Here is a 25,068-nt window from a genome sequence, read left to right on the forward strand (position 1 = left end):
ATTTGATATTTATTTTTATTTAAATTTGTACTACAGTATTTGCCACTAAAGTGTATTGTTCATTGCCACTTGCATCAATATAGTAGCGCCAAACATCCGCAGATGGAATTTGGTCTGCAGTTCCGTAGAAATCTACGTAATACACTGGGCCGCCACTATTGACATTGTTGAAGAACTCTCCCCATCCAATGTATTCGTCGGGATAAACATTCGGATTGATTCCATTAGGCATAATTACGTAAGCATCATATTCGACAAAACCTGCATCTACTCCGATATTGCCACCCGGTAATGCAATGGAAAAATCAACATATGCATCCCATTCGAATTGATAAGCATTGGCCCCAGTCTCATAAAATTGTCCATAAAGATCATTATCAAAGTAACCTAATTCTTCGTAATCATTGTTGGCTGGTGTAACTATATCGTAATAATCAACGGCAAAATACGCAGTATCTCCGTTGGCATCATAGGTTTCTTCTAGGTAATATTCTTCTTGGTTGGCATTGTCTACGTATTCGGTGGTTACATAACCGCCATAATCATTTGATTTCCCTTTGACGGATGTTGTAATTTTATCGCCGGAATTTGTATCATAAACATTGCTATAACTTAAGGTTACACAATTGTTTGCGTTGGCATTTGTATCTGTATCACATTCTTCGAAAGTGAATCTTGTGGTAGATTTATCTGTGCTACCAGAGCCACTTGTCACTTGTTTGATATTGAGGATGGCTTTGTCTTTTTTCCCATCCATTGTGATATATGTGATGGATGCTTCCACACTCAGTGATATTCCAAAGATTTTCAAAGACCGAGTGATCGAACTAAAAATTTTTGATTTGTTGGATTTAAATTTAATACTTTTTTGAAATCGATTGTTCGCCGGGCAGGGTTGGGGAGTTCCAATGGAATCGGCAAATGAATATTCAATCTCCATGTCATACTCGTTATTCGACAAGTTTCTGTAGACCATGGCAGGGCTAGGAACTGCTTGTCCAATAAAGGGCAGGATTCCTTCATTTTGTAAACTAACAAGTTCTCCTCGTGCTTCGTCAGCGCTTAGTCCGAGTCGTTCGATTCCAGATAAAAAATCATCTTCCATTGATTGAGTGATTCTGATGGTCGAGGCACCTCCAGGTACACAAACACCTGGACTTGCTTTCGCTATAGAGTATGCGCCACTGATAAGGACTAAATCTCTTTTGGAATCTCTTAAAATTTCTGAAACTATCGACGTGCCTTCTGTCAGAAAGGCTTGGCCTGTAAATCCATAATCAAATGTATCTTGGGCAATTCCTTTTGATGCTGAAATGGAACGAATTGATTTTGGCACCTTTCGTAGGGAAGCTCCAAGGCCTGACGATGGTTTACGAATGGATCTTGGAACTGCGACACTTAAATTGGAAGGTAATTCGGAATTGATATTGGAGTTTAGTAAGTTTCTAACAAGAAAGCGAGACACCAAAGCTTCCAAGGAATTACTTTCATCTTTTTCTTTTTTACAACCAATGAAAGTAAAAAAAAGAAGAAAGAATATTAGAAATAGATGATTCATTACGCGTTCATTTCATGAGTGGGAAAGGAAATGTCAATTCTAAAGTCTTCAAGTAAAAAAAGAGTTTCCAAAGGATTCAACCAAATTGATAATTTCTTGAATGAGAGCACTATCTCAAACCGTTTTGTTTCTTTTTTTAGCACAATCGCTTGTCGCGAAGGGCAATGTATACGTACAAAGCACAAAGGCCAAACTTCTTTCTCAACCCAAACTAAGTGCAGATGGTTCTGCTTTGGTTATGGGAGAAGTACTATCTCCTATCAGCGAACAAGGACTTTTTGTTCAAGTGCGGGCCCGTGACCAATTGGGTTGGGTATCAAAGTTATTTGTTTCTCCACTCCCTCCAGGAAACCAAATCAAATTGGGCATTACATCCAATTCATCGGAGGCAGTAGTTGCAAGGCAAAGAGCGTCTGACTTTACAAAGACGGCGGCAGCAAGGGGACTTTCTGAAACACAGAAGATGAGACTGCGGGGAGAAGGGGATCTTTATGATTTTGAATCTTTACGTTGGCTTGAATCAGTTCCATTTGAATCTCCTACACCGCAGTCTTTACCAATCGATCCAAAAGTTGAAAATACCAATGGGCTCGGGCATCTATTTTTTTCTTCTGAATTAGAAGTGGCAAAAGAAACAAAGGCTGAGGTCAAACTTGGACGTTCTCTTGCGGCAAGATTACTCAAAAAATATCCTTTAGTGCGGGATACGGAATTAACAGGATACTTAAATGGAGTGGTCCAAAGATTGGCAGTTGTTTCTTCTCGAAAAGATTTGAGTTTTCGAGTTGGAGTCATTGAATCCTCGCAAATCAATGCCTATGCCTGTCCAGGAGGTTTTATTTTTATCACCACTGCTAGTTTAAAAAAAATCCAATCAGAATCTGAACTTGCTGGAATCATTGCACATGAAATGGGACACATTGTACTCTTTCACAATGGAGAATTCAAACAATCGAATGTATTTTTGGATATTCTTTCTGGGCTTTTGTCTCCGCCCGGTGGTGAGGTTGTGAATGCCGCAACTAGCCAGGTTTTGGATGAATTAGAAAAACAATTCTTCGAAACCGGCAGAGATATGAAATTGGAATTGGAAGCAGATGAAGCAGCTGTTGGTTTAACAAGCCAGTCTGGTTACTCACCAGTTGGGTTATCCAATTATCTGAACACTTTGTCCAAGTCTGAAGGAACCGAATCTTTCAAAAAAACTCACCCAGATACCACGATTCGTATTGCAAAACTAGTATTTTATGAATCCACTATTGGGATTGAAAATGGACCGATTCCGAAAGATCGTTGGAGTGAATTTAAGTCCAAACTAAAACCATGAAACAAAAAAAAATCCTGTTGCCGTTATTTTTGATGGTCATTGTTCCTACAATCATCATCGCCTTGCTATCGTTACTCGGTATTTCGCAAATTTTAGACAGAAAATTATCTGATTTATTTTTTCATTTGCTTCCATCACACCATCGTTTTTCCAAAGATATTGTCATCATTGACATTGATGAACAAAGTATCGCCAAATACGCAGATCACCCGGAGTTAGGGCAGTGGCCATGGAAACGAAATATTTATCCGACACTCATTGGTTATACCAAACTCATCACTCCACCAAAAGTTACCATCATCGATATCCTATTTACAGAAAGGTCTGACTATGATGAAGCTTTGGTTGCTGCGAATTTAAACTTGGGGGAAATTTCGCATGCTGCCAATTTTCGTGATGGAGGAATTGTCATTCCAAGGTTAGGTGAAGAAACTTTGATACAAAAGTTCAATGTTCCATTGCCAGATGATTCCCCATTCCCTCGTTATGAAAATGCATCTTTTCCAATAGGACAAGTCGGCGAAACTTCACCTATGATCCATGTTGTGAATGTAATTCCCGATAACGATGGAATCCTTCGCCGGTTCACTCCTTTCATTCGGTGGAAGAATTATTTTTTCCCAACGCTCGCCTTACAAGCATTTGTTTCATTTGAACCGTATCAAACTGAATGGAAAAATGGCAAGTTTTCGATCCAAAAAGCTGATACAATCCGAGAAATTCCATTGGGAAAAGATGGTTTGGTCAGAGCCTATTTTTATACTGAGGAAGAACTCCGAAATATCCCTCGTTATTCTGCTGCCGGGATCATAGAATCATTAAACCAACTCAATACAAGTGAAGTAGAAGATCCTAACCAACTCCTTGTCCCTCCCTCCGTATTCGAAAATAAAATTGTTTTAATTGGAACCTCTGCCGCTTCCACTCATGATGATGTTGTCACTCCTTACGGACTTTTTCCTGGTGTAATCGGTCAGGCTGTTTTTGCTTCCAACCTAATCGAAGGACATATGTTAGGTGAACTACCGGAAGCTTTTGGCATTGGATTCACTTTGTTTGTACTGATGATTGGAGTTCTTGTTCTTTTTATCAACCAATGGCATTTGCTGAAAAATATTTATCCAATTTTTGCAATATCAGTTTTTTTTGGTTTATTTTACTTTTTGTATAGAGTGGATTTGGTTTTACCAATTTCTTCTTTTGTAATTGGATTTCCCGTATCATATTTGTTAGGTTTTGCTTATCTCACTTATACAGAAGGAAAAGAGAAAAGAAAGTTTAACAGCATCCTTCGTAATTTAGTCGATCCAGGTGTTGTCAGTGAAGCATTGGAAAACATGGATTCTTTAAAAAAAGGAGGGGAGTGGGAGATCACTGCCTTTTTTTCCGATGTTGCGGGCTTTTCTTCGATCAGTGAAGAGTTAAGTGCCAGTGACCTAGCAAGATTACTCAATGAATATCTTTCCGCAATGACAAACGTCTTAAAATCCAATTCGGGAACTTTGGATAAATACATTGGAGATGCAATCGTTGGAATATTCGGTGCACCCATTCAAAACAAAGAACACCCAAGGCTTGCTTGTAAAACGGCTCTAGAAATGGTTTCTGAATTAGAAATTCTCAGGTCCACTTGGAAACAAAAAATGGATTATACAGAAACAGCCAGAAATATGAGCTTTCGGATCGGACTGAACTGTGGACCAGCTAAGGTTGGTTTTATGGGAACAAATAGCCTTGCTTCTTATACGATGATGGGAGATACAGTAAACCTTAGTGCTCGTTTAGAAGCAGCTGCAAAAGATTATGGAGTTTCCATTTTGGTTTCGGAAAGTATCGAATCCCTCTGCAATCAAGAATTCCACTTTCGATTTTTGGACTGGATTCGTGTAAAAGGAAAAGAAACACCTGTAAAAATTTATAGTTTAGTTTGTTTTCTTTCGGATCTTTCGTCACAAGTTCTTGAAGCCGAAAAAAAATACGAAGAGGGTTTTCAGTTTTACCTAAATCGGAATTGGGAAATGGCGATTCGTTCTTTTGAACAAGTTTCCGAAATTTATGGTAAAAAAGATATTCCAAGCCAACTTCTAATGGAGCGTTGTCAGTCTTTATTTAAAAACCCGCCACCTGTCGACTGGAATGGTGTGTATACTCGAACTTCAAAATAAATATTTATTTTTACTTAAATATTATAAATAAAAAAATACAAAGAATAGAACTAGATTTGAAAAGGAAAAAACAAAATGGGGAAAAGGGAAATCACATCGATTTGTTGGAAATTGACATTGGGTTTAGAATTGTTAACTTCAATCTTAGCCGTGCCAATTGCTGTTTTGTTTATTGTTTCTGGTGGAGAGTATAACTTTGAGAAGGCGGTATATGTGGTCCTGGGTGCCTCGATTTCGCTTACAATTTCCTATATTGTTCCGACCATTCGTTTTTTTCGCCTGCGTAATTTAATTACCGAAACCATTTCGGATAATTTTTTAAAAAAGACAATCGAAGAAAAACAAGAAATAAAAATTCGCCTCCTGAAATTTCCGAGAAATAATTCTGGTTATTTTCTTGTGCAGTGGTCTCTTGGAATTCCTTTTGCAGCTCTTATCACTTTTCTTTTTTTTACTCCAACTCTCGTGGAACTAATTCCTTATGCAGTTTTGCCCGTCATCATTTATCCAGTATTAGGTGTTTCTCATTTTTTTCTTACTGAGTTAAGGCTTGCGCCTGTTTTATCACAACCTGTTTTAAAAGACTTACCTCTGCCGTTAAAAGAAATTCCTCAAATTGGTATTTTCCCGAGAGTATTTTTTACAATGTTTGCTGTTTTTAGTATGAGTGTGACTACCCTTGGATACTTACTTGGTACCCAAGTCACAGGAATCATTCGATTACAAAATACGGGTATTACAATTGGTTTACTTGCTTTGTTCATTTGTATTGCAATTTATATTTTAACATCTTTGTTTGTCCGGGCATTAAAGTTTAACACAGACCAAATGGTAAAACGTTATGAGGGTCTTGCTATAGGAGATCTGCGTAATACTGTTGCGATGATTTCTACTGATGAACTGGGTTTAGGAAGTTTGTCCCTAAATTCATTTATCGAAAGTATTCGAAAGATCACAGCAGGTGTCATCAGTGAAGCGGAGCGAGTGAGTAGGGATTCCAAAGTGATTGCATCCCAAACACAAGGGTTGGCTCAGGCAATGATGGAACAGGCATCCTCAACAGAACAGATGTCAGCTGGAGTCGAAGAAATGTCAGCAAGCATTCGCTCCACGGCTACAAGTGCAAAAACACAAAATGAAATCACTCGTGCTTCCCTCCAATCGTTAATTGAAATGGAATCTGTGTTAGTTGATGTTCATTCTTCTATGGAACGAACAGAAGCGGAAACTAAAAAAATGGAAGAAGAAATTCGTTCTGGCCAAAATGCTTTACACTCAACTTTATCCGCTATGGAAGATATTGAAACCAGTGTCGAACATACAGCCGATGTGATCCAAGTCATCAGTGATATTTCCGATAAAATTGGACTTTTATCTCTCAATGCATCCATTGAAGCGGCCCGAGCAGGTGAAGCTGGGCGTGGCTTCGCCGTAGTGGCCAGCGAAATTTCAAAACTTGGTGAACAAACACTGCAGAATACAAAACGAATTTTAGAAGCAGTAGAAAAAGCATACGAAGCTTCTAAGTCGGGAAGGTCCGCTGTGTCCAATACAGAAAAAACATTTTCGCAAATCGGCACGGCAGTGGAAACAACAGTGCAACTTATCAAGGTGTCTTCTGAAATGACCAAGAAACAAACGTTTATTGCAAAAGATGTAAAGGAAGGTTTTGGAAATTTAACACGTTCCGCACTGGAGATAGAACAAAATACAGAAGAACAGGCACGTACTTCATTTGAGTTGTCTCATAGCATTGCATCCATATCGGAAGGAACAGAATATCTGAATCAATTTGTTGGTGAAATTGACAAACTTTGTTCCACCCTTTCGGACCAAGCAAACAATCTAAAACGAGATATTGGTTTTTTCCAAATTTAATTTTTTAGACTGGGGCGCATCGCCTAACGGCGACCGCGCTTTACGCTCCAATCTTTTGCTTTGCAAAAGGATTTCCGCTGCAATCGCTTGCGCATTCTATTGATCAAATGAGCTTTTGATTTTACCTTGCAGATACAAAACAGCAGACCCACCAATGGAGACTCGTTCCTCTTGGAGTTCGATAAAAAATTTTGCTCCTCTACTTGATTTCTGTAAGGATCTAAATTTGTTCTTTTTTAATCTCTCGGCCATAAAGGGAGTCAGGCTACAGTGGGCTGAGCCTGTAGCAGGGTCTTCTGGTATTCCAAGTCCTGGTCCAAAAAATCGAAATTCATAATCTATTTTCTCCAAACCAGAATCATTGATCCAAACTGCTATATAACCTCTGTTTGTTTGTATTTTGGTTAGTTTTGAAAAATCTGGAACCAAACTTTCTATATCTGATTTTGTTTGATACACAAAGATGGTATCCTTTCCCTCCCAAATTTCATCTGGTTCTTTACCGAGGATAGAGTTTATTTCTTTGGGATCGATCGTTTTGCTTTTATGAAATTTTGGATAGGTTGGGAAATTGAGATAAATCAAATTTTCTTTGATCACTATGGGGAGTGGTCCCGATTTAGATAAAAACTGAAATTCATTTCGTTTTTCTTCATAATGATTTTTCAAAACATAAGCTGCTGCTAAAGTTGCATGCCCGCAAAGATCAACTTCGACAAGAGGTGTAAACCAACGGATTCGATAATCACTTCCTTCTTTGACAAGAAAGGAGGTTTCTGAAAGATTATTTTCCTTTGCTATGTTTTGCATCCACTTGTCTTCGGGCCACTCAGAGAGGACTAACACTGCTGCTGGATTTCCTGAAAACAAAGAATTCGTAAATGCATCTACAATCAATAGGTTTTGGTTCATGAATTGATTCTATCAGAAAGCCAAAATTAGGAAAGGATACAGTTGTACAATTTGAAAGTATACAGTTGTCGATTTGTTCGTTGAATATTAGGAAAATTTCCTATTGGGAAAGGCTAATGGCAGTTCTTTTGACAATATCACAAATGAAAGCATCTAAATCTGTTGCAGACTTTCGTAAGTGTGAATAAATTTCTTTTGTTGTTTCTTCTTGCATTCCCGATTCCAAAAGATTCACAAGGCCAAGGATATTCGAAAGAGGGCTTCTGATTTCATGTGATTGGATTCTTGCAATTTCTTTTAATTCGTAAATTTGTTTTTTGATTTTTTGGTCAGCCAATACTTTTTCTGTGATGTCCACAATGATTGCTGAAACGTAATTTGTTTGGTTGACAACAAAACTATTTAAACTCACTTCCACTAAAATTTCGGTTCCATCTTTTTTCACTGCTGTCGTCACCTGGTCTTTGCCGATTCGCATCGGCCTAGGTGATTGGAAATACCCTTCGATCATACGATCATGACCACCTCTGTGCTGAAAGGGTACGAGGAGTTCTACCGATTGGTTGATGAGTTCTTCTTTTGGATAACCAAAGGTATTTTCTGTTTCTAAGTTGCAGTGAATGATTTTTCCTTTTGAGTCGACAATGAGAATTGCATTTGGTGCTGATTCTATTAGATTGCGAAACTTCTGTTCACTTTCCGAAAGAGCTATTTCCATTTTCTTTTTAGAGTCGATATTCTTTGCACGTAGGCAGACTCCTAAAAGATTTTTGTCCTTATCATAAGTTGGAGTCATTTTGTATTCATACCAAATGGAAATTTGGTTGAGACTGGCGAGTCTTTCGATGGTAACACTTTCACCACGAACTGCTGTTTGGAAGAGATCAAAAAATACTTCTTTGTCGGAAGAGGTGACAAAGTTCCGATAGTCATCACCAATTTTTAGAATCTTTCCAGAGTATGCTTGGATGGTCATACCTAGATTTTGATTGAAGGCTAGTACGGAATAATTGGTTCCCATTAGTACAATGGCATCTGTGGAATTATCTAATACCATTTGTGCATAATTGACTGGATGAATGGAAATCATTTTTATTACAAAGTTTCAGTTCTGTCGGGAACGTAAATCAGAAAAAGGGTAGTTGAATCTTTTACAAGGGAATGGATATGATTCTAGAATGAATTGTTCATGATTCGGTTTTCTGAAAATCAGATGCTTTTGATTTTGTCTATGGATTGGTCTTATCCAAATTCTTTCTTATTAAAATTGATAAAAATATACCTTCATTTTTAAAAAAAAAATGATCGCCAAGCGAGAATTATGTGATGTTATTATGTTTGTGTTTGGAGATTACTTTAGTTTGTTTTTGATCCGAAGGGTTGTTTTTTATGATTCAAAGAATTTTAGATAAAGAATATGAATTCATTTAGAAAGATTTTTTTATTTTTCATTTGTTTTGTATTTTTAAACCAATGTATTTTGTTTCTAGAAAAGGAAGAAGTTGGGGAGGCAGAAAAACAATTATTAGGGGTATTTTTTCTTTTTGATTATTTTTCTCCATTTGGATTAAAACAACAACAATCCATAAAGTATTCTGAAACTGAAGCATTCTTATTTGGTGGGAACAGTCAAAAATCGTATGCAACATCCAATGTTTACAGATTAACAGAAAACCAAGTTTCTTTTCTGGGAGTTATGAATCATCAGAGAGTCCAACATGAAGTTGTCCTTTTGCAAAATGGAAAGGTTTTGATAGTTGGTGGTTATGACGGTCGGTTCATACTTTCTGATTCAGAAATATTTGATCCATCGAACCTTTCCTTCCAGATGACTTCACCAATGAATGTACCAAGAACATACCATACTGCCACAGTTTTAAATGATGGAAGAGTTTTAGTAACAGGTGGTTTCGGAAAACAATCTGAAAAATTGAAGTCTGCAGAAATTTTTCATTCAAATTCAAATTCTTTTGAATCAATTAGTGATATGAATGTATCTCGGAGAAGACATTCAGCAACCTTGTTGCAAAATGGAAAAGTATTAATTGTGGGTGGCGATGGGCTAAACACAACTTTGTTATCTGCAGAACTTTTCGATCCTACCACCAATACCTTTTCACTCGTGGGCCAATCAATGTCTATTGGGCGTTCCAATCATACTGCAAATTTATTGGAAAACAATCGGGTTTTGTTTACGGGAGGATATTCCTTTGATGCAAACGGTGTTTATTCCTATTCCAATTCTCTGGAAATTTATGATTATGGAACAGGGAACTTTACTGTCATCGGAAATATGGGTGAAACTCGCGGAGGGCATGGTTCTGTAAAAATAAACGCAAACGTAATCATTTGCGGCGGTGGCAGATTTGAAAACAGTTCTTACATAGAACCAATGGATTGTTATAAGGTCTCAAACTCAGGAGTGATTAACAAAGAATCTTACCAGTTACAAGTTCCAAGGGTATTATTTGTTTTTGAACAATTGGGAAATTCCATCATCGCTTGCGGTGGTGAAAATCAATCGGGGCAGATTCGAAGTTGTGAAGGAAAGACAAATGGTTCCTTTGTTTATTTGAATGGCCAACTATAGGGGGGTTTTTCGAAGCCATTGGAAAAAGGAAAGGTTGTTATGGGGCGGGCATTGTTAAATACAAGCAACTAATGATGGTATGGTGTTTTTAGGTAAGGAGCAAGGGGTGAATCGGATGATGTATGTGGAAGGGGATCCAATGAAATTTGATGATCCAAGTGGATAAAATAAATGGATACATATGTTTAATCGGATTGTTGGGCATTTTATAAGGTAAGAATTTTGGGGATAAGGGAGGAAGTTTTATCTCTTATAAAGTTAGGGATGGAGTCAATAACTATAAAATGTATAATAAACTTTTTGGGAAATTTGACAATTAGTATGGTCGTGTTGTAGGAAGAAATAAATATATTAATACTGCAAATTATCACTTAAATTTAGTTGTTGCAGCCTATAGTATGAGTGATGATTGCAAGAAACAATTTGGAAAAGCTGGCTGCGTAATAATTTTAAATTTGAATGGCATTCAAATGGAATCTTCGATGCTTAGATAAGAAACAAATTCTGGCCCATTTAAAGGGATGTGAGATTGGAAAATTAGACCTGACAATGAAAACAGTAGTAGAGTTGAAAACGATTCAGCAAAGGTAATATGTCTGAGTTATTTTCAAGGTCGAGCAAGCACTATTCCAACGGAACAAGTTTGTGCTGCAGGTAAGGTATGTGCATTCACTGCTTCATCATCAAAATCTTTTCCATCAGCAGCAAATAATGATGGATACTTCAAAAGATGAGTTAACTATTTTCAGCTTTTGTAAACGATCTATCTTTTACGGTAATAGATTTGTTATAAGGAAATTTAATGAAATTGACAAAAATGGTGAGATTATTGTATTTCACAATATTTATAACTGGTTGTACTAATAATAGCGAAGAGCAGTGTAAGGAGAATGCGAAGAATTCATTTAATGATTTTTGCATCAAAGGCCTATTACTAGCACCTTCTTTAGATCCTAAAGACCCAAGCTTTGATTTGCCTATGTCGCTATTCTTATAAAATAAGTCAGTGTAAAAACAAAAAAGGCATGGTTGATTTTTGAACCTACCAGGTATCATGCTCCTATTATTTTTCATGTTCAATAATTGTAATTCAATTGATCGATATCTACAGAATAGGACAAGAGATGCAGTCGATATTCCTGTTTTAGGCGTTGAAGAAAAAATATATGGTTTCTCTGCTTGGGTTTGGTGCTTTGGAGGAGGAATGCAGTATGCTAAAAATGGAATGGGTATTGGTATTAGAAGTGGAGTTGTCGGAAATTACAAAACTGGAGGAAAAGGAGGAAGTATTTATGTAGCTACATTTGAAAATTCAAATTTAGCTTTAAGTCAAGGAAATTCATTAATAGTATTGAATTCGAATTCTCATCTTCCTAAAGCAGATAAAATTAGATCTAATAAAAAAGCATTTTCAAAGTTTAATACTAATATAATCTTTCCGCTAGGAGCATCGAAATCATCCTCCGGTGAAATTCAATCCAAATGGTGCGATTCTCCAGTTTCTGTTGAGGTTTCCTTTGGAATCTATTATGAATTTCGACTTGGTATGAATTTTTCTGAAGCTTTCGACTTTTTGCTTGGGTTTACTACTATAGATATGCAAGTGGATGATGACATTGAATAATCGCGTCAAGAAATACTCTCAATTATTTGAACCCCATCAAAACTATAACAATTAACTAGTTAAGTTGATTACTAATAGAATGGAACTGGTGGGCCAATGCTACAAGAATGCGACCACCTCTGATAATAGGTTACTTTCTCTAAAAATCAATGGTAATAAACATTCTAACTGCGAGAAGGATACGGAGGGCTTGGTCCGAAGGACGGGAGCGAAAGCGGACCCCGAAGTAGCCTGGTCCCGACAAACACAGATAAATTGGTCGCCAACCGGTGGAAAAGAGAGAATTTCTAGTTTTGGTCTTCGGGACTCGCCCTCACGTTCTGTTCGATGTTTAGATCACAAAACTGTTCGATCCCCAGCTTTGTTCTGTTAGATGGATTTTGTTGTGATGATTGAACTGGTGCCCCAGGAGGGAATCGAACCCCCACTGTCGGTTCCGAAGACCGATGTTCTATCCGTTGAACTACCAGGGCATGGTGACGGGATGTAATGTCAGGATAGGGGGACCCTGTGTTCGGGCAAATGATTTTTTGGATGAGAAAGGCTCATCCGAATGATATAGATGGAGAGGAGAAGGGTCCAGCCAATCAGAAACAATCGCAGGAATAAAAATACATAGTAAATAGGTTTGGGTTCACCAGGAACGATAAAGATCGTTAGGTCATTGGCAGTAATGATTTGTGAGCCTGGGAATTTTTTGCGAATGGAATCAAAGGCTTTTCGAAAATCACCAAGACGTTCGGACGGATCCAAGTGAAAATCATTGGTATAACGTAAGGAACCTTCGTCACCAAAAGCATAGAAGTGGGATTCCCAACCCAAAAATCCAAATTCTGCGGGAAGAGAGCCGGGAGGGTTTTTGACAAAAAAATAAACTGTGCCACGATCGTAGGCAAAGGAAGGGATCTGTCCTTCGAGTCTGAGTTTGTCTTTTGTAAATCCATCTTCATAAAAATCCGACCAATCCCCCCATTGGTATACAGTTCCTGTTTCTTCTTTCCAAAGAAAACCTCCTAAACTGGGGAGACTTTCTAAGGAGGTTACAAACGAATCCAACTTTTTGGTTTTTTCTTTGGCATCAGTTTTTGTCATGGATTCAGAACGAAGTAGGTTTTTTAATTGGATGCGAAGTTCTCTCACCTCAGAAGCATTGGCTTCCAAAATTCTTTTGCGAATTTCTGTTTCCTCTTTGCGGAATGGGTTTGAAAAAACAACTTCAGAGAGAGAATAAATCAATTCAGTCAATGGTTCTTGTGAATCTCCCTTCGTTTGGGCAGAAATGGACCAGGCACCCATTGTGGCATAGACGAGGAAGATAAAAAAATAGATTCTCATCTCTTTACCTATCGGCCAATTTGGGAAGAATGATGAACTGTCCCATCTGCGAAGCCCATAAAAATGAAAGCCAAATCCTTTTTCAAAATGAAGATTGGATCCTAAGAAAAGCGGACCAAAACCTAGAAGGGTATTTGTATATGGAACATAGCAGACATCTGGAATCTTGGTTTGGATTGTCTTTGTCTGAGTTTGAAAACTATGGAAGGGCTCTTTACAAAGCCACAGAGATCTTAAAAAAACAGGAACCTGAAAAAATGTACATTGTGGCCATTGCGGAAAAAGTTCCTCACTTACACGTACATTTGATCCCTAGGTATGAAAACCAAGAGAAAGGAATCGATCATATCGCAAAAGCCACAGGCCCTGGATTTCCTCGGCCCATGTAAAAAAACGATTAAAAAAGAATAGGTTTTTTACAAATCTTACTTACAATCCTTGGTTGTGGTTTTAGAAAGACATCCAACCAACCAAGTTCCCAAATACTCGATTAGCGATCTGACCGATTTACAGGAACGTTTTTTTCTTTTACAAAGAGAGAGTGCCAAACAAAAAATCGCTCATATCTTTCTCATCGAAGGTTTTGCTTCCACAGGCAAAGGTTCGATTTTACAATCATTGACCATTCGTTTGGATCCAAGGAAGTTTAAAGTATACTCTCCTTATGTAGACCAATCTGAAGATAGAGGATATCCTTTTCTTTGGAATTTTTGGAGAGTGGTTCCCAGGTATGGGGAGTTTTTGTTTTATCTCAATACATACTACAGTCGTCTGGCTTATTTGCGTTCTGAAAAAAAAATAAACCTAGCCGAATATGATCACCGATTGTTATCCATTTTGAATACGGAAAGAATTCTTTCCAAAGATAAAATTATCGTTCACAAATTCTTTTTGCATATTTCTAAAAAAGATCAAAAGAAACGATTAGAAGATTCTAAAAAGAAAAAAAAGGAATGGGAATTGTCTCGGTTTGACAAAGACCAAGGGGAACATTACAACCGTTACTTCGATATTTTTGATTCTATTTTAAGTTCTTCTCGAACCATTGATTCTCCTTGGCAAATCATTTCCTGTGAAAAAAAAGACGACACAAAACTTCTCGTTTTTGAGGCAATCTTAGAACGTTTGGAAAGGATCTTAGAATTTGATTCAAGAAGCGCATTACAGTCTATCAATCACGGTATGGAGCTCATTCCATGAAATCAAATTCAATACAAAATCGTACCCTACACTTACAACAGTTAGATATGAAACAAAATCTATCACCTGACGAGTACCAAACGAAGATGAAAGTTTTGAAAAATAGAATTAGGGAACTCACTTTTCTTTCAAAGGCAAAAGACAGACCCATACTTTTTGTTTTCGAAGGTTGGGATGCGGCAGGAAAGGGAGGTTCGATCCGAAGGCTCACCCAAGAAATTGACCCGCGTTTATTTGAAGTACATAATATTTCTGCACCTAATGCAGAAGAGATCCAACACCACTACCTTTGGCGTTTTTGGAATCGAATTCCTAAAAAAGGACATGTTGGAATTTTTGATCGGTCCTATTATGGTCGAGTTCTTGTAGAACGAGTGGAAGGGTTTGCAACTGAATCGGAGTGGTCTCGGGCTTATGAAGAAATTTTACTCTTCGAGGAACAGCTGGTGAGTTTCGGAACCATCGTCATTAAATTTTGGTTACACATTGATTCGGAAGAACAATTACTGCGATTCGAATCTAGAAAAAACGATCCACTCAAACGTTGGAAACTCACTGACGAAGATTGGCGTAACCGTGACAAATGGTCCCTCTATGAAGAAGCAGCCAACCAAATGTTTGCCAAAACCGACGCACCCAATGCTCCTTGGTTTTTGGTTCCAGCCAATGATAAATACTTCGCACGTGTGTTAGTTTTGGATACAGTTGTTAGGCGATTGCAGGAAGAGTTGGATTGAGGAAATCAAAAGAATTAAAGTTTCTGCTTGTTTTGGAACTTTCGATTGGATGCTGATTTTGTTTGAATCAAGTTTTTTTGAAAAGCCAATCGGATCAAGTTATGGTTTTCAAGATGAATTATAAATTTCTCAATTTGCATACAATATTCAAGATTGTGCAGTTTGTGTGAAATAAGGTTTTTGTTGTGAATCGGATTTCCCTTCAGAAAACAGGTTCAATTTAAAAATCTAAAAAAGATTAGTAAGGTTTAGTTTTACTCATTTAATTTCCTTGACAATAGTTTACTAGGAAACTATTGTCAGTTATGCCCAAAAAGTTGGATCTAGAACCAAGCCACTTAAAATCCCACTTGGGATACCATTTACGGGTTGTTTCCAACGCAGTTTCTCATACTTTTGCTCGGAAACTTGCCAATTTGGATGTGACTGTTGCTGAATGGGTGATTTTGCGGGAAATGTATTCTTACAAAACCACCACTTCGCCGAGCACCATCGCAGAAATCACCGGACTCAGCCGGGGGGCTGTTTCCAAACTCATCGACAGACTTTTAAACAAAGGCCTTGTGATTCGCGAAGAAGCAAGTGGAGACAGGCGTTACCAAGAAATCAATCTCACCCCAAAGGCCAAAAAACTAGTTCCTAAACTTTCAGAAATTGCAGATGAAAACGATTCTAGTTTTTTCTCTTTATTATCTGTGGCAGAGAAAGACCAACTTCGAAAGACTCTCTTAAAACTTGCCGAATTACATAAACTGAATTTAAACCCAATCGAATGAGGAGATTTCAATGACCAACCTAACATCAAAATTAATAGAAGCGCAACAATTTGCGATGTCCATTCGTCCGAAAGTCGGCGGTTTTCCAGTACTTGCGGAAGTACTTCGCAGTGCAGGTGTAAGAAGTAACCGTTGGTCATTGCCGGCATGCCAAGCTGTCTACCAAATGAAAGAAGGTTCTGTGGTCCAACAAGGAACTCCTCTTGTCAGTGGCGTTTTTGAGATTGCGAAATTTGATCGGGACGCTCTGATCACTGCACTTCGCACTGACCAGGAAGGTCGAAGTAGTTTCCCTGAATTTCTAAAATCAGCTTGGGAGGCAGGTGTGATTGGATACGATGTTGATTTCGCAAGTCGTAAGGTAGTTTATTATGGTGTCAACGGTGAAAGTTATCTTGAAGAATATCCTGCGGTGACAGTCGAGAGATAATGATATAAAAAGATATGGAGCTTAGAACAATAATTGTCGGCGGGGAGTTGTCGTTTCTAGTTCCTTAAGAACAACTTGAGATTCATATATTTCATTTTCACCGATAAGGCTTTTGTTTGATTTGAAACGTATAGGTTCTGTCCTCAGAATGGATTAGCACTTGTGAATAAAAACCTAAATCCAAAGAGCGAAACTTAGAACGAAATATGGAAGCTTCTTCATCAAAAATTTCTTTGCGGCAATCAGATACAAGGGACTTCCATTTTTCTTTGGAAACAGAATGGTATAAAAAACCATTGGCATTGGGGGGAATGGTTCGATTTTCCCAAAAGATTTCTTCTTGGAAACACAAAACCCCTTGTTTTGTTTTGATTCGAAATTCTGATTTCCACTTGGGGTTTGGAAATTGGATTTGGTTTTTTGTATTATTTTCGATGAATAAAAAATAACCTTGGAACTTTTCATCCTCTTCACGGGAAAGACTTAAATACGTTGGGTAGCCGTCTACAACCTGTTTGTCGGACTGAGTTCTGTTTTGGAAACTTCCTGGATTTAAAGCTCGAAACCCTATGTAAAAAATCAAAACAACCAAAACCAAATCAATGAGAAGGACAATCTGTCTCCATCTTGTTTTTTTGTTTTTATCACCAATTTGTTTTAGGTATTCTCTAAATTCTTCCGGTGAACGAGAATGGTATCCTTTTCCCATTTACACTAACTCCACAAGAGACTTTAGAATTTGGTGGGCAGAAGGATAAGGTTCTTCCAACTGTTTGGAATGGTCCAAAAAGGAAAGTGCCAAGTGCACGGAGTCGGGAATGTCAAAATCCAAACTGAGATACCTTGCCAAAATTCCTGATAATAAATCTCCCGTTCCCATCGTGGCAAGTTTGGGATTGGGTGACTCCCAAATATAAGAGGAACCATCGGGGCAAACAAGAAGGCTTACAAAGGATTTGAGTAACACATATACATTGTTTTGTGGGCAAAAATCGATTAACGTATCGTAAGCGGCTTGGACAGAATTATGGGTTTTGCCAGTCATTCGATTCAGTTCTCCTACATGAGGAGTGAGTAGGATTTGATTCCCTTGGGGAAGTTTGGTTCCAAAACTAGGAATGGCTCCAGCATCCAAAATCAGTTTTTTATCATCAGGCAGAGTCCATCCTTCCAAATCTTTCGGAAACTTTGTGAGCCCGGGTCCTACAACCAGAGTTTTTGTTTTGATAAAAAAGGGATCACTTGTGATATCAGGAAAGGAAGAAGATTTTGTCATTTTGGAAAGATCGTCTTTTAAAACAAAGGAGCTGATTTGTGGAGAAGGGGAAAATATTTTACTAATCCCTCCACCGAGTCTTGAAAAGGCATTTTCAGAAAGTAAAATGGCACCTTCCATTCCGGTTTCTCCACCATAAAAAATGGCAGAACCAGCACTGTATTTATGGTCCTTGTTTTTTCTTTTTAGGGCTTGGACTGCCGATTCTGGGTTCGGTTCTAAATAATAACGATTCGAAAAAGTAACTTTGTTTAGGTGGGTTTTGATGGGAAACCCAATGGATTCGTAATATCTAGGAATGATAGAATCTTTTTCATAAATAAACCCTACGTTCTCCCATTTCCTTGTCCCAAGTTCTTCAATGGAATCCGCATAAACAAATACATTCGTTTCCCCTGGTTTTCCAAGAGAGTTTGGATCCCATCCACTCGCTGTATCAAGCGACAACCTGTAAAAAAATACCTCGGAGTCATTGATGGTTTCAATGAGTTCCACTAGTTCTTCGGAAAGTTTCCCTTGAAATCCTGTTCCCAGAAGGGCATCCACAAGAAGGACGGAATCTTCTTTTGCCTCTTCCCATTCGTTGTAAAAATCTTCTAAGGTACTCGTGGCACCAAGTGTTTTGGAAACCAATGCCTCATAGAACTTTCCCGCCTCTGATTTGTTTGGTGCTTTGGAAAAACAGCGAACGGGAAAACCTTCTTGGTAAAGGATATGGGCAAGGGCATACCCATCTCCACCATTTCCTCCAGTTCCACAAAGAATCCAAATGGATTCTGCTGTTTTCCATAAATCTTCATTGGCATGGAAAACCGAAAGGGCAGCCATTCCCATTAGGGTCTCTTCCTTAAACCCTAATTCTTTTGTTGTGAGTGAATCTAAACTTTTGGATTCTTTATTTGTGAATAATGGTTGGTGTTTCATTTAGATCCAACGATAGACTTCTAAAGCCCCTGCACGAATCCGAACCGAATAAATATTATCAAAAGCATCTGTATAGGTTTCTCGCCATTGCCCACGTGGACTAGAAAAGGGAATTCGTTTGTTATTGATATGGTTTCCTTCTTTGTCATGGACTTGGAGTCTTGCGGCATTTCCACCATCTTCTGTTTCCCAAATATAAAACTCACCGTTATTACGAATGGAAAATAAAATCTCAGATGGGTCTTGGATTTCTTTTAAAAATTCAGAACTTTTCGAATCAAATACAAACCGAAATATCCTTCGGAACTTAAACCGTTTGTCTTTTTTGGAATAATAACTAAAAGATCCGAGAACATACTCTCCTTCTGGGTGAGGGAGGAGTTTATCGAGGGTGATGTCATATTCTTTGGCATCGTTACTCGCAAACACATCAAGACCTGATTCTTTTAAGTTCCCTTTGAGTTCTCCTTCTTCAAAATAAGAAAGTCGCATTTCTTCTGCTATACGGTGGTAAACGAATAACTTTTCGCCTTCGCCGGGGAGAATGAATTCAATGTAACGGAAGGGTTCTGTATTTTTGCCCGATGCCCCTAACATAAATTTCACGACACCTTTTTGCGAAATTTGGACAAGAAAGGAAGGAAGTACTGTTGTTCCTTGGGTGGAAAAAGCTCCACTGTATGTTTTATACAAATTTTCTCCACCTGGGGGGAGTTCCATTCCTTTGGAAGAAATTCGATTTTGTACAATCAGGTCCCCATCTTCGTTCATTGCCACAATCCCAATCCCACCAAATCGGAACGGATAATGAGGGATTCCTGAATTGGGTTTGAAATCAGGGTTTCCAAGAGTGGCATCAAGCCTTCCATTTCTATCAAAAAGTTTGATTACGGCTTGTTTATTATCTGCCATTGCGCTAATATTGGAGGAGTTGGGGATGGTTAGAGGAACGTTGGTGAGTACTTGGTTCACCACAACACCTTCGAAACTCTCATTTGTTTGTCCCAATGGGATGCGGAATAGGATTTCTTCTTTTAAGTTTTCCACTCGGAAACGAAGGCAGGAAACGAAAAAAGAGAGGGTGAGGAAGAGATAAAGGGTTCGCATGGTGCAACATCCATTCCCTAATTTTTTATTTACAGGACAACTCGCTTTTCCTAGCTTGACAGTAGACATGTTAAATTTTAGCATGAGCTGGGTCTCTTATACAGATTCCTTTGGGAATCTTTTGGAAATGGTTTGGTATATACCGAGGAAAACATCAGAGAACTTATTTTACGTGTTCTCGCTCCACCTCTAGCGCTTTTTTCGCTCCAAGTACAGAATCGGAAAAACCACGCCCTCATTGAGATAGAACTGGATCATCTCACAGACAAAACTGGCTCCGCTAGTTTAGAAGACTGTGAGACTGTGTCTAGGAGACTCAAAGAGGAGCTGGATTTATGGGGAGAGGAATTTGATTTCACTCTCCAAGTCTCCTCCGCGGGAGCAGAACGTGTTTTGCGTCTGCCGGAGGATTTAAGTCGTTTCCAAGGACTTTTAGTAAAACTAGAAGTACCGCTGGAAGCAGGGAAATGGGACAAACGATTGTATCGTTTGGGACCGGTTTCGGGGGATTCTGTTGAGCTTACGCTTTACGATCGTAAAACTCGACACAAAAAGAACCAAAAATCGGTATTGATGCCCATCGCAGAAATACGAAAGGGAAATTTGTATTTAGAAATTTAAGACTATGGCGACAAAACAAGCAACGAAAGAAACTGGGCTATTCGAAGCCATCCAACAATTCTGTCAGGATAAATCTCTTGATAGAGAACTCGTACTCGGTGTCATCCGCGACTCCCTTCTCGCCGCCTATCGCAAAAAAGTCGGTTTAGAAGCTGAAACTGACGACCGTTGCCAAGTAGACTTTGGGTCGGACAACAAAAACGAAATCATCATCTCCGTCTTACGGGACGTGGTAGAAGAGAAAACAACAAACCCTCTAGAGATCTCTTTAGAAGAGGCAACTAAATTGGATCCTGCTGCCAAAGTGGGAACCCAACTACGAGTGTTTGAAAAACCACAAGACTTGTCACGAGTTCTCTCAAGCCAAGCCAAACAAATGGTTTTCCAACGCCTCCGCGATATGGAAAAGGATTTACTCTACCAAGAGTATAAATCCAAAGAAGGGGAACTCACTCACGGGTATTTCCAACGTTGGAAAAAAGACATCATGTCCATCGACCTTGGTAAGGTAGAAGGGATCATGCTGAAAAAGGACCAAAACCCTGGCGAAAAATACCGCCAAGGAGATCGTCTGAAAGCTATCATTTCTCGTGTGGAACTAAGACCTCGCGAACCAATGCCTGTCATCACACTCTCTCGTGCTTCGGGTGACTTTGTGAAAAAACTCTTCGAAATGGAAATTCCAGAAGTGTATGATGGCATCGTGGAAATCCGAGATGTTGCCCGCATTCCGTCTTACAGAACGAAGGTGGTTGTCACCACTAGTAAGTCTGACGTAGATCCTGTGGGAGCCTGCGTAGGGATGAAGGGTGTTCGGATCCAAGCCATCGTTCGTGAACTTGGAAACGAAAGGATCGACATTGTCCTTCACTCAGATGAACCAAGTGTATTTATCGCCAATGCCATTTCTCCTGCAAAACCAGTAGAAGTGCATGTGGATAGAAAAAGAGGAGATGCTCTTGTCATCGTACCCGATGAATCTCTTTCTCTTGCCATCGGAATCAATGGGTCCAATGTAAAATTGGTATCTCAACTTTCCGGTTTCAAAATCGACATCAAAACTGTATCCCAATACAATCAGGAACTGGCTTCGCCGGAAGCTCGTGAAAAACTGGATCGACTCTTCAATGCCCAACAAGAAGCAATGGAAGAATCGGAAGACCAATATAACGAAGGTGCAGACGAGGAAGAAGAGGATTCCGGATACACTCCGCTTTCCGAAGTTCCTGGTCTCACTCCAAGGATCGTTGGCCTTCTCGAAGCCGGCGGGATCAAAAACGTGGAAACCCTTCTCGAGTTCAGCCAAGAGGAACTTTCGAAAATTTCCGGAATCGGGAAAACGACAGCAGAACAAATTTTACGTCTGCTCCGTGAATCTATCGAATGGGTAGAAGAGGGTTAAGTTTTAAGGCATACTATGGAAGAGCAAAAATCGATAAAAGAAACCCTCCAGCAGGGAGCCAGTGGTGACAAAACCAAGAAGAAACTTGTCATCAAGAAAAAAGCGGCACCTGCAGATGAGAAAAAAGAATCCAGTGCGAGTCCTCAAAGCGCAGCACCTGAAGTAAAACCTTCTGCATCCGCTTCGGACAAAAAAAAGGATTTGAATGAACTCATTCGTGAGGAAGCCAAAAGACAGGGACTCGGATCCGGTCCACAAGCTCCTTCCCAAGCATCACCCATTGTGTCCCGGCCAGAAAGAAAACCGGAACCACAACCAGAACGAGAAAGACCTCCGATGGATCGTAAACCCGAGTCCATCCTTTCTGGTGATACTTCTTCTCCTAACTACCGTTCCGGTGGTGGCCAAGGCCAGGGAGGAGGAAACCAAGGTTATTTTAGAAAAGAAGATCGAAACCCTATTGTTTCAAGACCGACTACTCCTCGCCCGCAAAGGCAAGATGGACAAGGCGGCGGTGGCGGTGGTTACCAAGGAAATCGCGGACCTGGACAAGGTGGTGGCGGTTACCAAGGGAATCGTGGACCTGGACAAGGTGGCGGTGGTTACCAAGGGAATCGTGGGCCTGGACAAGGTGGCGGTTACCAAGGGAATCGCGGACCTGGACAAGGTGGCGGTGGTTACCAAGGGAATCGTGGCCCTGGACAGGGTGGTGGTTACCAAGGGAATCGTGGCCCCGGACAAGGTGGACCAGGTGGTGGTTACCAAGGAAATCGTGGAGCAAGACCAATTGGCCAAGGTGGACCTGGTGCGGGTAGACCTCCTGGCGATACTCCGTTCGGTGCACCGGGCGGAATTCCAGGTGCTGGCGCTGGCGGTGCCAGTGGCGCTAAAAAGAAAGTATTCGATAAAGAAAAGGGCGGTAGAGAAGAAAACGAAAACACTAAGTTTTTCAAACAATCTTTCCGCAAACAAAAGGCACAGGCTGCCGCTTTAGCAGCAGTTCCTAAAGAAATCTCCATTTTGGAAAACATCCAAGTGGGTGAAATTGCCAAAAAACTGAATTTAAAACCAGGTGAAGTCATCAGTAAACTCATGAAAATGGGGATGATGGTGACCATCAACAATGTGATCGATGCCGAAACGGCATCCATCCTCGCAGATGATTATGGTTGTAAGGTGAAAATTGTTTCCCTTTATGATGAAACTGTCATCGAAGAAGAGAAGGATGCTCCGGAAGACTACATCACACGTCCTCCAGTGGTGACTATCATGGGTCACGTTGACCATGGTAAAACAAAACTTCTTGATACCATTCGTTCGTCTCGAGTGGCAGAAGGGGAATCGGGTGGAATCACTCAGCACATTGGTGCCTACCAAGTAGAAACCAATCGTGGAAAAATTGCCTTCCTCGATACTCCGGGTCACGAAGCCTTCACTTCCATGAGAGCACGTGGTGCTTCCGTAACCGACATTGTTGTGTTAGTTGTTGCAGCCGACGACGGGGTGATGCCTCAAACGATTGAAGCCATCAACCACGCCAAAGAAGCAGAAGTTCCTATCATTGTTGCGGTAAACAAAATTGATCTACCAGCAGCGAACCCAGAAAAGGTGAGACAAGAACTTTCTAACTACGGCTTACAACCAGAAGAATGGGGTGGAACAACCATCTTCTGTGATATTTCTGCTAAAAATAATATTGGTATTGATAAACTACTCGAGATGCTTCTCATCCAAGCAGAACTTCTTGATCACAAAGCCAATCCAAAACGAAAAGCAAAAGGAACCATTGTCGAAGCAAAACTCGATCCGGGTCGTGGTGCTGTGGCAACCGTTCTCATCCAAAACGGAACTCTTCGTGTGGGAGATGCCTTTGTTGCGGGAGTTCATGCAGGTCGTGTGCGAGCTATGTATGACGATCTTGGTCATTCCATCCGTGAAGCGGGTCCATCCTTTCCTGCCCTTGTGACAGGTCTCGATGGGGTTCCAGATGCAGGGGCGCCATTTGATGTGGTGATTGATGACAAAGAAGCGAGAAGTATTTCTCATAGCCGTCAAGATTATGAGAGACTAGGCCAATCGAAAAATGCGGCCACTCGTGTCACACTCGACAACATGAGTGAGATCATCAAACAAGGTGCTCTCAAAGAACTCAAAGTCATCATCAAAGCGGACGTTCGTGGATCAACTGAGGCAGTTAAAGAAGCACTCGAAAAACTTTCGACTGCTGATGTTCGTCTCAATGTAATCCATGCAGGAACGGGAGCCATTGTTGATTCCGATATCATTTTGGCATCGGCTTCGAACGCCATCGTAATTGGTTTCCATACTCGTGCGAATCCAAAAACAGTTTCACTTGCAGAGAAAGAAAAAGTAGAAATCAAATACTACAGTATCATCTATGATGTGGTAAACGAAGTGAAAGCTTCCATGGAAGGAATGCTCGAACCTGAAAAAGTAGAAAACGTAATTGGTAAGGTAGAAATCCGAGACGTATTCAAAATTTCTAAAGTCGGTAACATCGCAGGTTGTATGGTGAAATCTGGTAAGGTCACAAAACAAGCTTATGTTCGGGTCATCTCGAGCGAGTCTGGTGAAATCACTTGGGAAGGGAAGATCAAAAACCTCAAACGTATGAAAGACGATGTGGCTGATGTTCTGACTGGATTTGAGTGTGGTATCTTACTTGATGGGTTCAATGACTTCTCAGTGGGTGATGAAATCGAAGCTTACGAGATCCGAGAGATTGCTCGTAAACTGTAAGGTAACGTAAATGAATCCCATTCGAATGAAAAAACTCGAATCGGAGATCATTCGCCTTATCTCCACAGCCATTTTGGAAGGCAAGGTAAAGGACCCTCGGGTCTTTTTACCGAGTTTCCATCGGATTGAGATCAGCGAAGATTTGCAATATGCAAAAGTGTATTTCACTGCTCTTTGTAATAACAACGAAAGAAAAAAACTCACACAGGGACTAGTTTCTTGTGCTGGTTTTCTTTCCTCTCTTGTGGGAAAAAATCTTCACCTTCACACCAACCCAAGATTTACATTTGTCTGGGACAATAACTACATCAAAAGTTTAGAAGTGAATCGTCTCATTGATGAATCCGCTCCCAAAACTTTATTTGAAGAACTTCATCCGGAGGAATCGGTAGAAGATACTGGTTCTGAAGAGGATTCAGAATCAAATCCAAATAGCAAGTAACATT

At 39.7% G+C, this 25,068-nt stretch carries 21 protein-coding genes and 1 tRNA gene; 14 read left to right on the forward strand and 8 right to left on the reverse strand.

What is annotated here, in order from left to right; genetic code table 11:
- Positions 1-19: 19 nt before the first annotated feature.
- Positions 20-1,558 (reverse strand): hypothetical protein, encoded by a 1,539-nt coding sequence (locus tag EHR01_RS02995; RefSeq protein WP_135693113.1) that lies wholly within the window; start codon positions 1,556-1,558, stop codon positions 20-22.
- 100 nt (positions 1,559-1,658) lie between these two features.
- Here EHR01_RS02995 and EHR01_RS03000 point away from each other — a divergent pair, with 100 nt between their 5' ends.
- The 3 genes from EHR01_RS03000 (at position 1,659) to EHR01_RS03010 (ending at position 6,928) form a co-directional block, all read left to right on the forward strand.
- Complete coding sequence (locus tag EHR01_RS03000; protein WP_135693114.1) at positions 1,659-2,885, forward strand: M48 family metalloprotease; 1,227 nt, start codon at positions 1,659-1,661, stop codon at positions 2,883-2,885.
- Positions 2,882-5,050 carry a CHASE2 domain-containing protein gene (locus EHR01_RS03005; RefSeq protein ID WP_135693115.1) on the forward strand — a complete coding sequence of 723 codons (2,169 nt, stop codon included), beginning with the start codon at positions 2,882-2,884 and terminating at the stop codon, positions 5,048-5,050. The genes EHR01_RS03000 and EHR01_RS03005 overlap by 4 nt, the downstream gene beginning before the upstream one ends.
- 75 nt (positions 5,051-5,125) lie before the next feature.
- A complete protein-coding gene (locus EHR01_RS03010; RefSeq protein ID WP_135693116.1) occupies positions 5,126-6,928 on the forward strand; it encodes a methyl-accepting chemotaxis protein in 1,803 nt (600 codons plus the stop codon).
- Between the two features lie 96 nt (positions 6,929-7,024).
- Here EHR01_RS03010 and EHR01_RS03015 read toward each other — a convergent pair whose 3' ends face one another.
- A complete protein-coding gene (locus tag EHR01_RS03015) occupies positions 7,025-7,840 on the reverse strand; it encodes a PhzF family phenazine biosynthesis protein (protein ID WP_135693117.1) in 816 nt (271 codons plus the stop codon).
- A 100-nt stretch (positions 7,841-7,940) separates the two neighbouring features.
- On the reverse strand, positions 7,941-8,930 hold the full coding sequence (locus EHR01_RS03020) for a PAS domain S-box protein (RefSeq protein WP_135693118.1): 990 nt from the start codon (positions 8,928-8,930) through the stop codon (positions 7,941-7,943).
- Positions 8,931-9,257: 327 nt separating this feature from the next.
- Between EHR01_RS03020 and EHR01_RS03025 the strand changes: the two genes are divergently transcribed.
- Positions 9,258-10,430 carry a Kelch repeat-containing protein gene (locus EHR01_RS03025; RefSeq protein WP_135693119.1) on the forward strand — a complete coding sequence of 391 codons (1,173 nt, stop codon included), beginning with the start codon at positions 9,258-9,260 and terminating at the stop codon, positions 10,428-10,430.
- Between the two features lie 1,036 nt (positions 10,431-11,466).
- A complete protein-coding gene (locus tag EHR01_RS03030) occupies positions 11,467-12,054 on the forward strand; it encodes an LIC13411 family adhesin (protein ID WP_135693120.1) in 588 nt (195 codons plus the stop codon).
- 398 nt (positions 12,055-12,452) lie between these two features.
- Here the strand turns inward: EHR01_RS03030 and EHR01_RS03035 are convergent.
- Positions 12,453-12,527, reverse strand: a tRNA-Arg gene (locus EHR01_RS03035).
- A gap of 19 nt (positions 12,528-12,546) precedes the next feature.
- Positions 12,547-13,389, reverse strand: coding sequence for a hypothetical protein (locus EHR01_RS03040; protein WP_135693121.1), 843 nt, complete (start codon positions 13,387-13,389; stop codon positions 12,547-12,549).
- A gap of 32 nt (positions 13,390-13,421) precedes the next feature.
- On the opposite strand from EHR01_RS03040, the gene EHR01_RS03045 reads away from it, so the two are divergent.
- The 5 genes from EHR01_RS03045 (at position 13,422) to EHR01_RS03065 (ending at position 16,532) form a co-directional block, all read left to right on the forward strand.
- On the forward strand, positions 13,422-13,778 hold the full coding sequence (locus EHR01_RS03045) for an HIT family protein (RefSeq protein WP_135693122.1): 357 nt from the start codon (positions 13,422-13,424) through the stop codon (positions 13,776-13,778).
- Positions 13,779-13,827: 49 nt separating this feature from the next.
- Entirely contained in the window at positions 13,828-14,589 is a 762-nt protein-coding gene (locus tag EHR01_RS03050) for a polyphosphate kinase 2 family protein (RefSeq protein WP_135693123.1), read from the forward strand.
- On the forward strand, positions 14,586-15,326 hold the full coding sequence (locus tag EHR01_RS03055; protein ID WP_135693124.1) for a UDP-galactose-lipid carrier transferase: 741 nt from the start codon (positions 14,586-14,588) through the stop codon (positions 15,324-15,326). Before EHR01_RS03050 ends, EHR01_RS03055 begins: the two co-directional genes overlap by 4 nt.
- A 305-nt stretch (positions 15,327-15,631) precedes the next feature.
- Positions 15,632-16,102 (forward strand): MarR family winged helix-turn-helix transcriptional regulator, encoded by a 471-nt coding sequence (locus tag EHR01_RS03060; RefSeq protein WP_135693125.1) that lies wholly within the window; start codon positions 15,632-15,634, stop codon positions 16,100-16,102.
- A 10-nt stretch (positions 16,103-16,112) separates the two neighbouring features.
- Positions 16,113-16,532: a DUF1398 domain-containing protein gene (locus EHR01_RS03065; RefSeq protein ID WP_135693126.1), complete on the forward strand. Its 420-nt coding sequence runs from the start codon at positions 16,113-16,115 to the stop codon at positions 16,530-16,532.
- 97 nt (positions 16,533-16,629) lie between these two features.
- On the opposite strand, the gene EHR01_RS03070 is transcribed toward EHR01_RS03065, so the two are convergent.
- The 3 genes from EHR01_RS03070 to EHR01_RS03080 are packed head-to-tail and all read right to left on the reverse strand — an operon-like array spanning position 16,630 to position 19,839.
- Positions 16,630-17,241: a hypothetical protein gene (locus EHR01_RS03070; protein WP_135693127.1), complete on the reverse strand. Its 612-nt coding sequence runs from the start codon at positions 17,239-17,241 to the stop codon at positions 16,630-16,632.
- Complete coding sequence (locus EHR01_RS03075; protein WP_135693128.1) at positions 17,242-18,732, reverse strand: NAD(P)H-hydrate epimerase; 1,491 nt, start codon at positions 18,730-18,732, stop codon at positions 17,242-17,244.
- A complete protein-coding gene (locus EHR01_RS03080) occupies positions 18,733-19,839 on the reverse strand; it encodes an LIC_12708 family protein (protein ID WP_135693129.1) in 1,107 nt (368 codons plus the stop codon).
- A 132-nt stretch (positions 19,840-19,971) separates the two neighbouring features.
- Between EHR01_RS03080 and rimP the strand changes: the two genes are divergently transcribed.
- The 4 genes from rimP to rbfA are packed head-to-tail and all read left to right on the forward strand — an operon-like array spanning position 19,972 to position 25,064.
- The gene (gene rimP / locus EHR01_RS03085) at positions 19,972-20,460 is read left to right on the forward strand and encodes a ribosome maturation factor RimP (protein WP_135693130.1); all 489 of its coding nucleotides are present in this window, start codon (positions 19,972-19,974) and stop codon (positions 20,458-20,460) included.
- A gap of 4 nt (positions 20,461-20,464) precedes the next feature.
- The gene (nusA, locus tag EHR01_RS03090; protein ID WP_135693131.1) at positions 20,465-21,862 is read left to right on the forward strand and encodes a transcription termination factor NusA; all 1,398 of its coding nucleotides are present in this window, start codon (positions 20,465-20,467) and stop codon (positions 21,860-21,862) included.
- A gap of 15 nt (positions 21,863-21,877) precedes the next feature.
- Positions 21,878-24,622, forward strand: a complete 2,745-nt coding sequence (infB, locus tag EHR01_RS03095) for a translation initiation factor IF-2 (protein WP_135693132.1) — start codon at positions 21,878-21,880, stop codon at positions 24,620-24,622.
- A gap of 10 nt (positions 24,623-24,632) precedes the next feature.
- On the forward strand, positions 24,633-25,064 hold the full coding sequence (gene rbfA / locus EHR01_RS03100) for a 30S ribosome-binding factor RbfA (protein ID WP_135693133.1): 432 nt from the start codon (positions 24,633-24,635) through the stop codon (positions 25,062-25,064).
- The last annotated feature ends 4 nt before the right edge of the window (positions 25,065-25,068 follow it).

It is taken from the genome of Leptospira mtsangambouensis, from assembly GCF_004770475.1.
GTDB classification, from domain to species: domain Bacteria; phylum Spirochaetota; class Leptospiria; order Leptospirales; family Leptospiraceae; genus Leptospira_A; species Leptospira_A mtsangambouensis.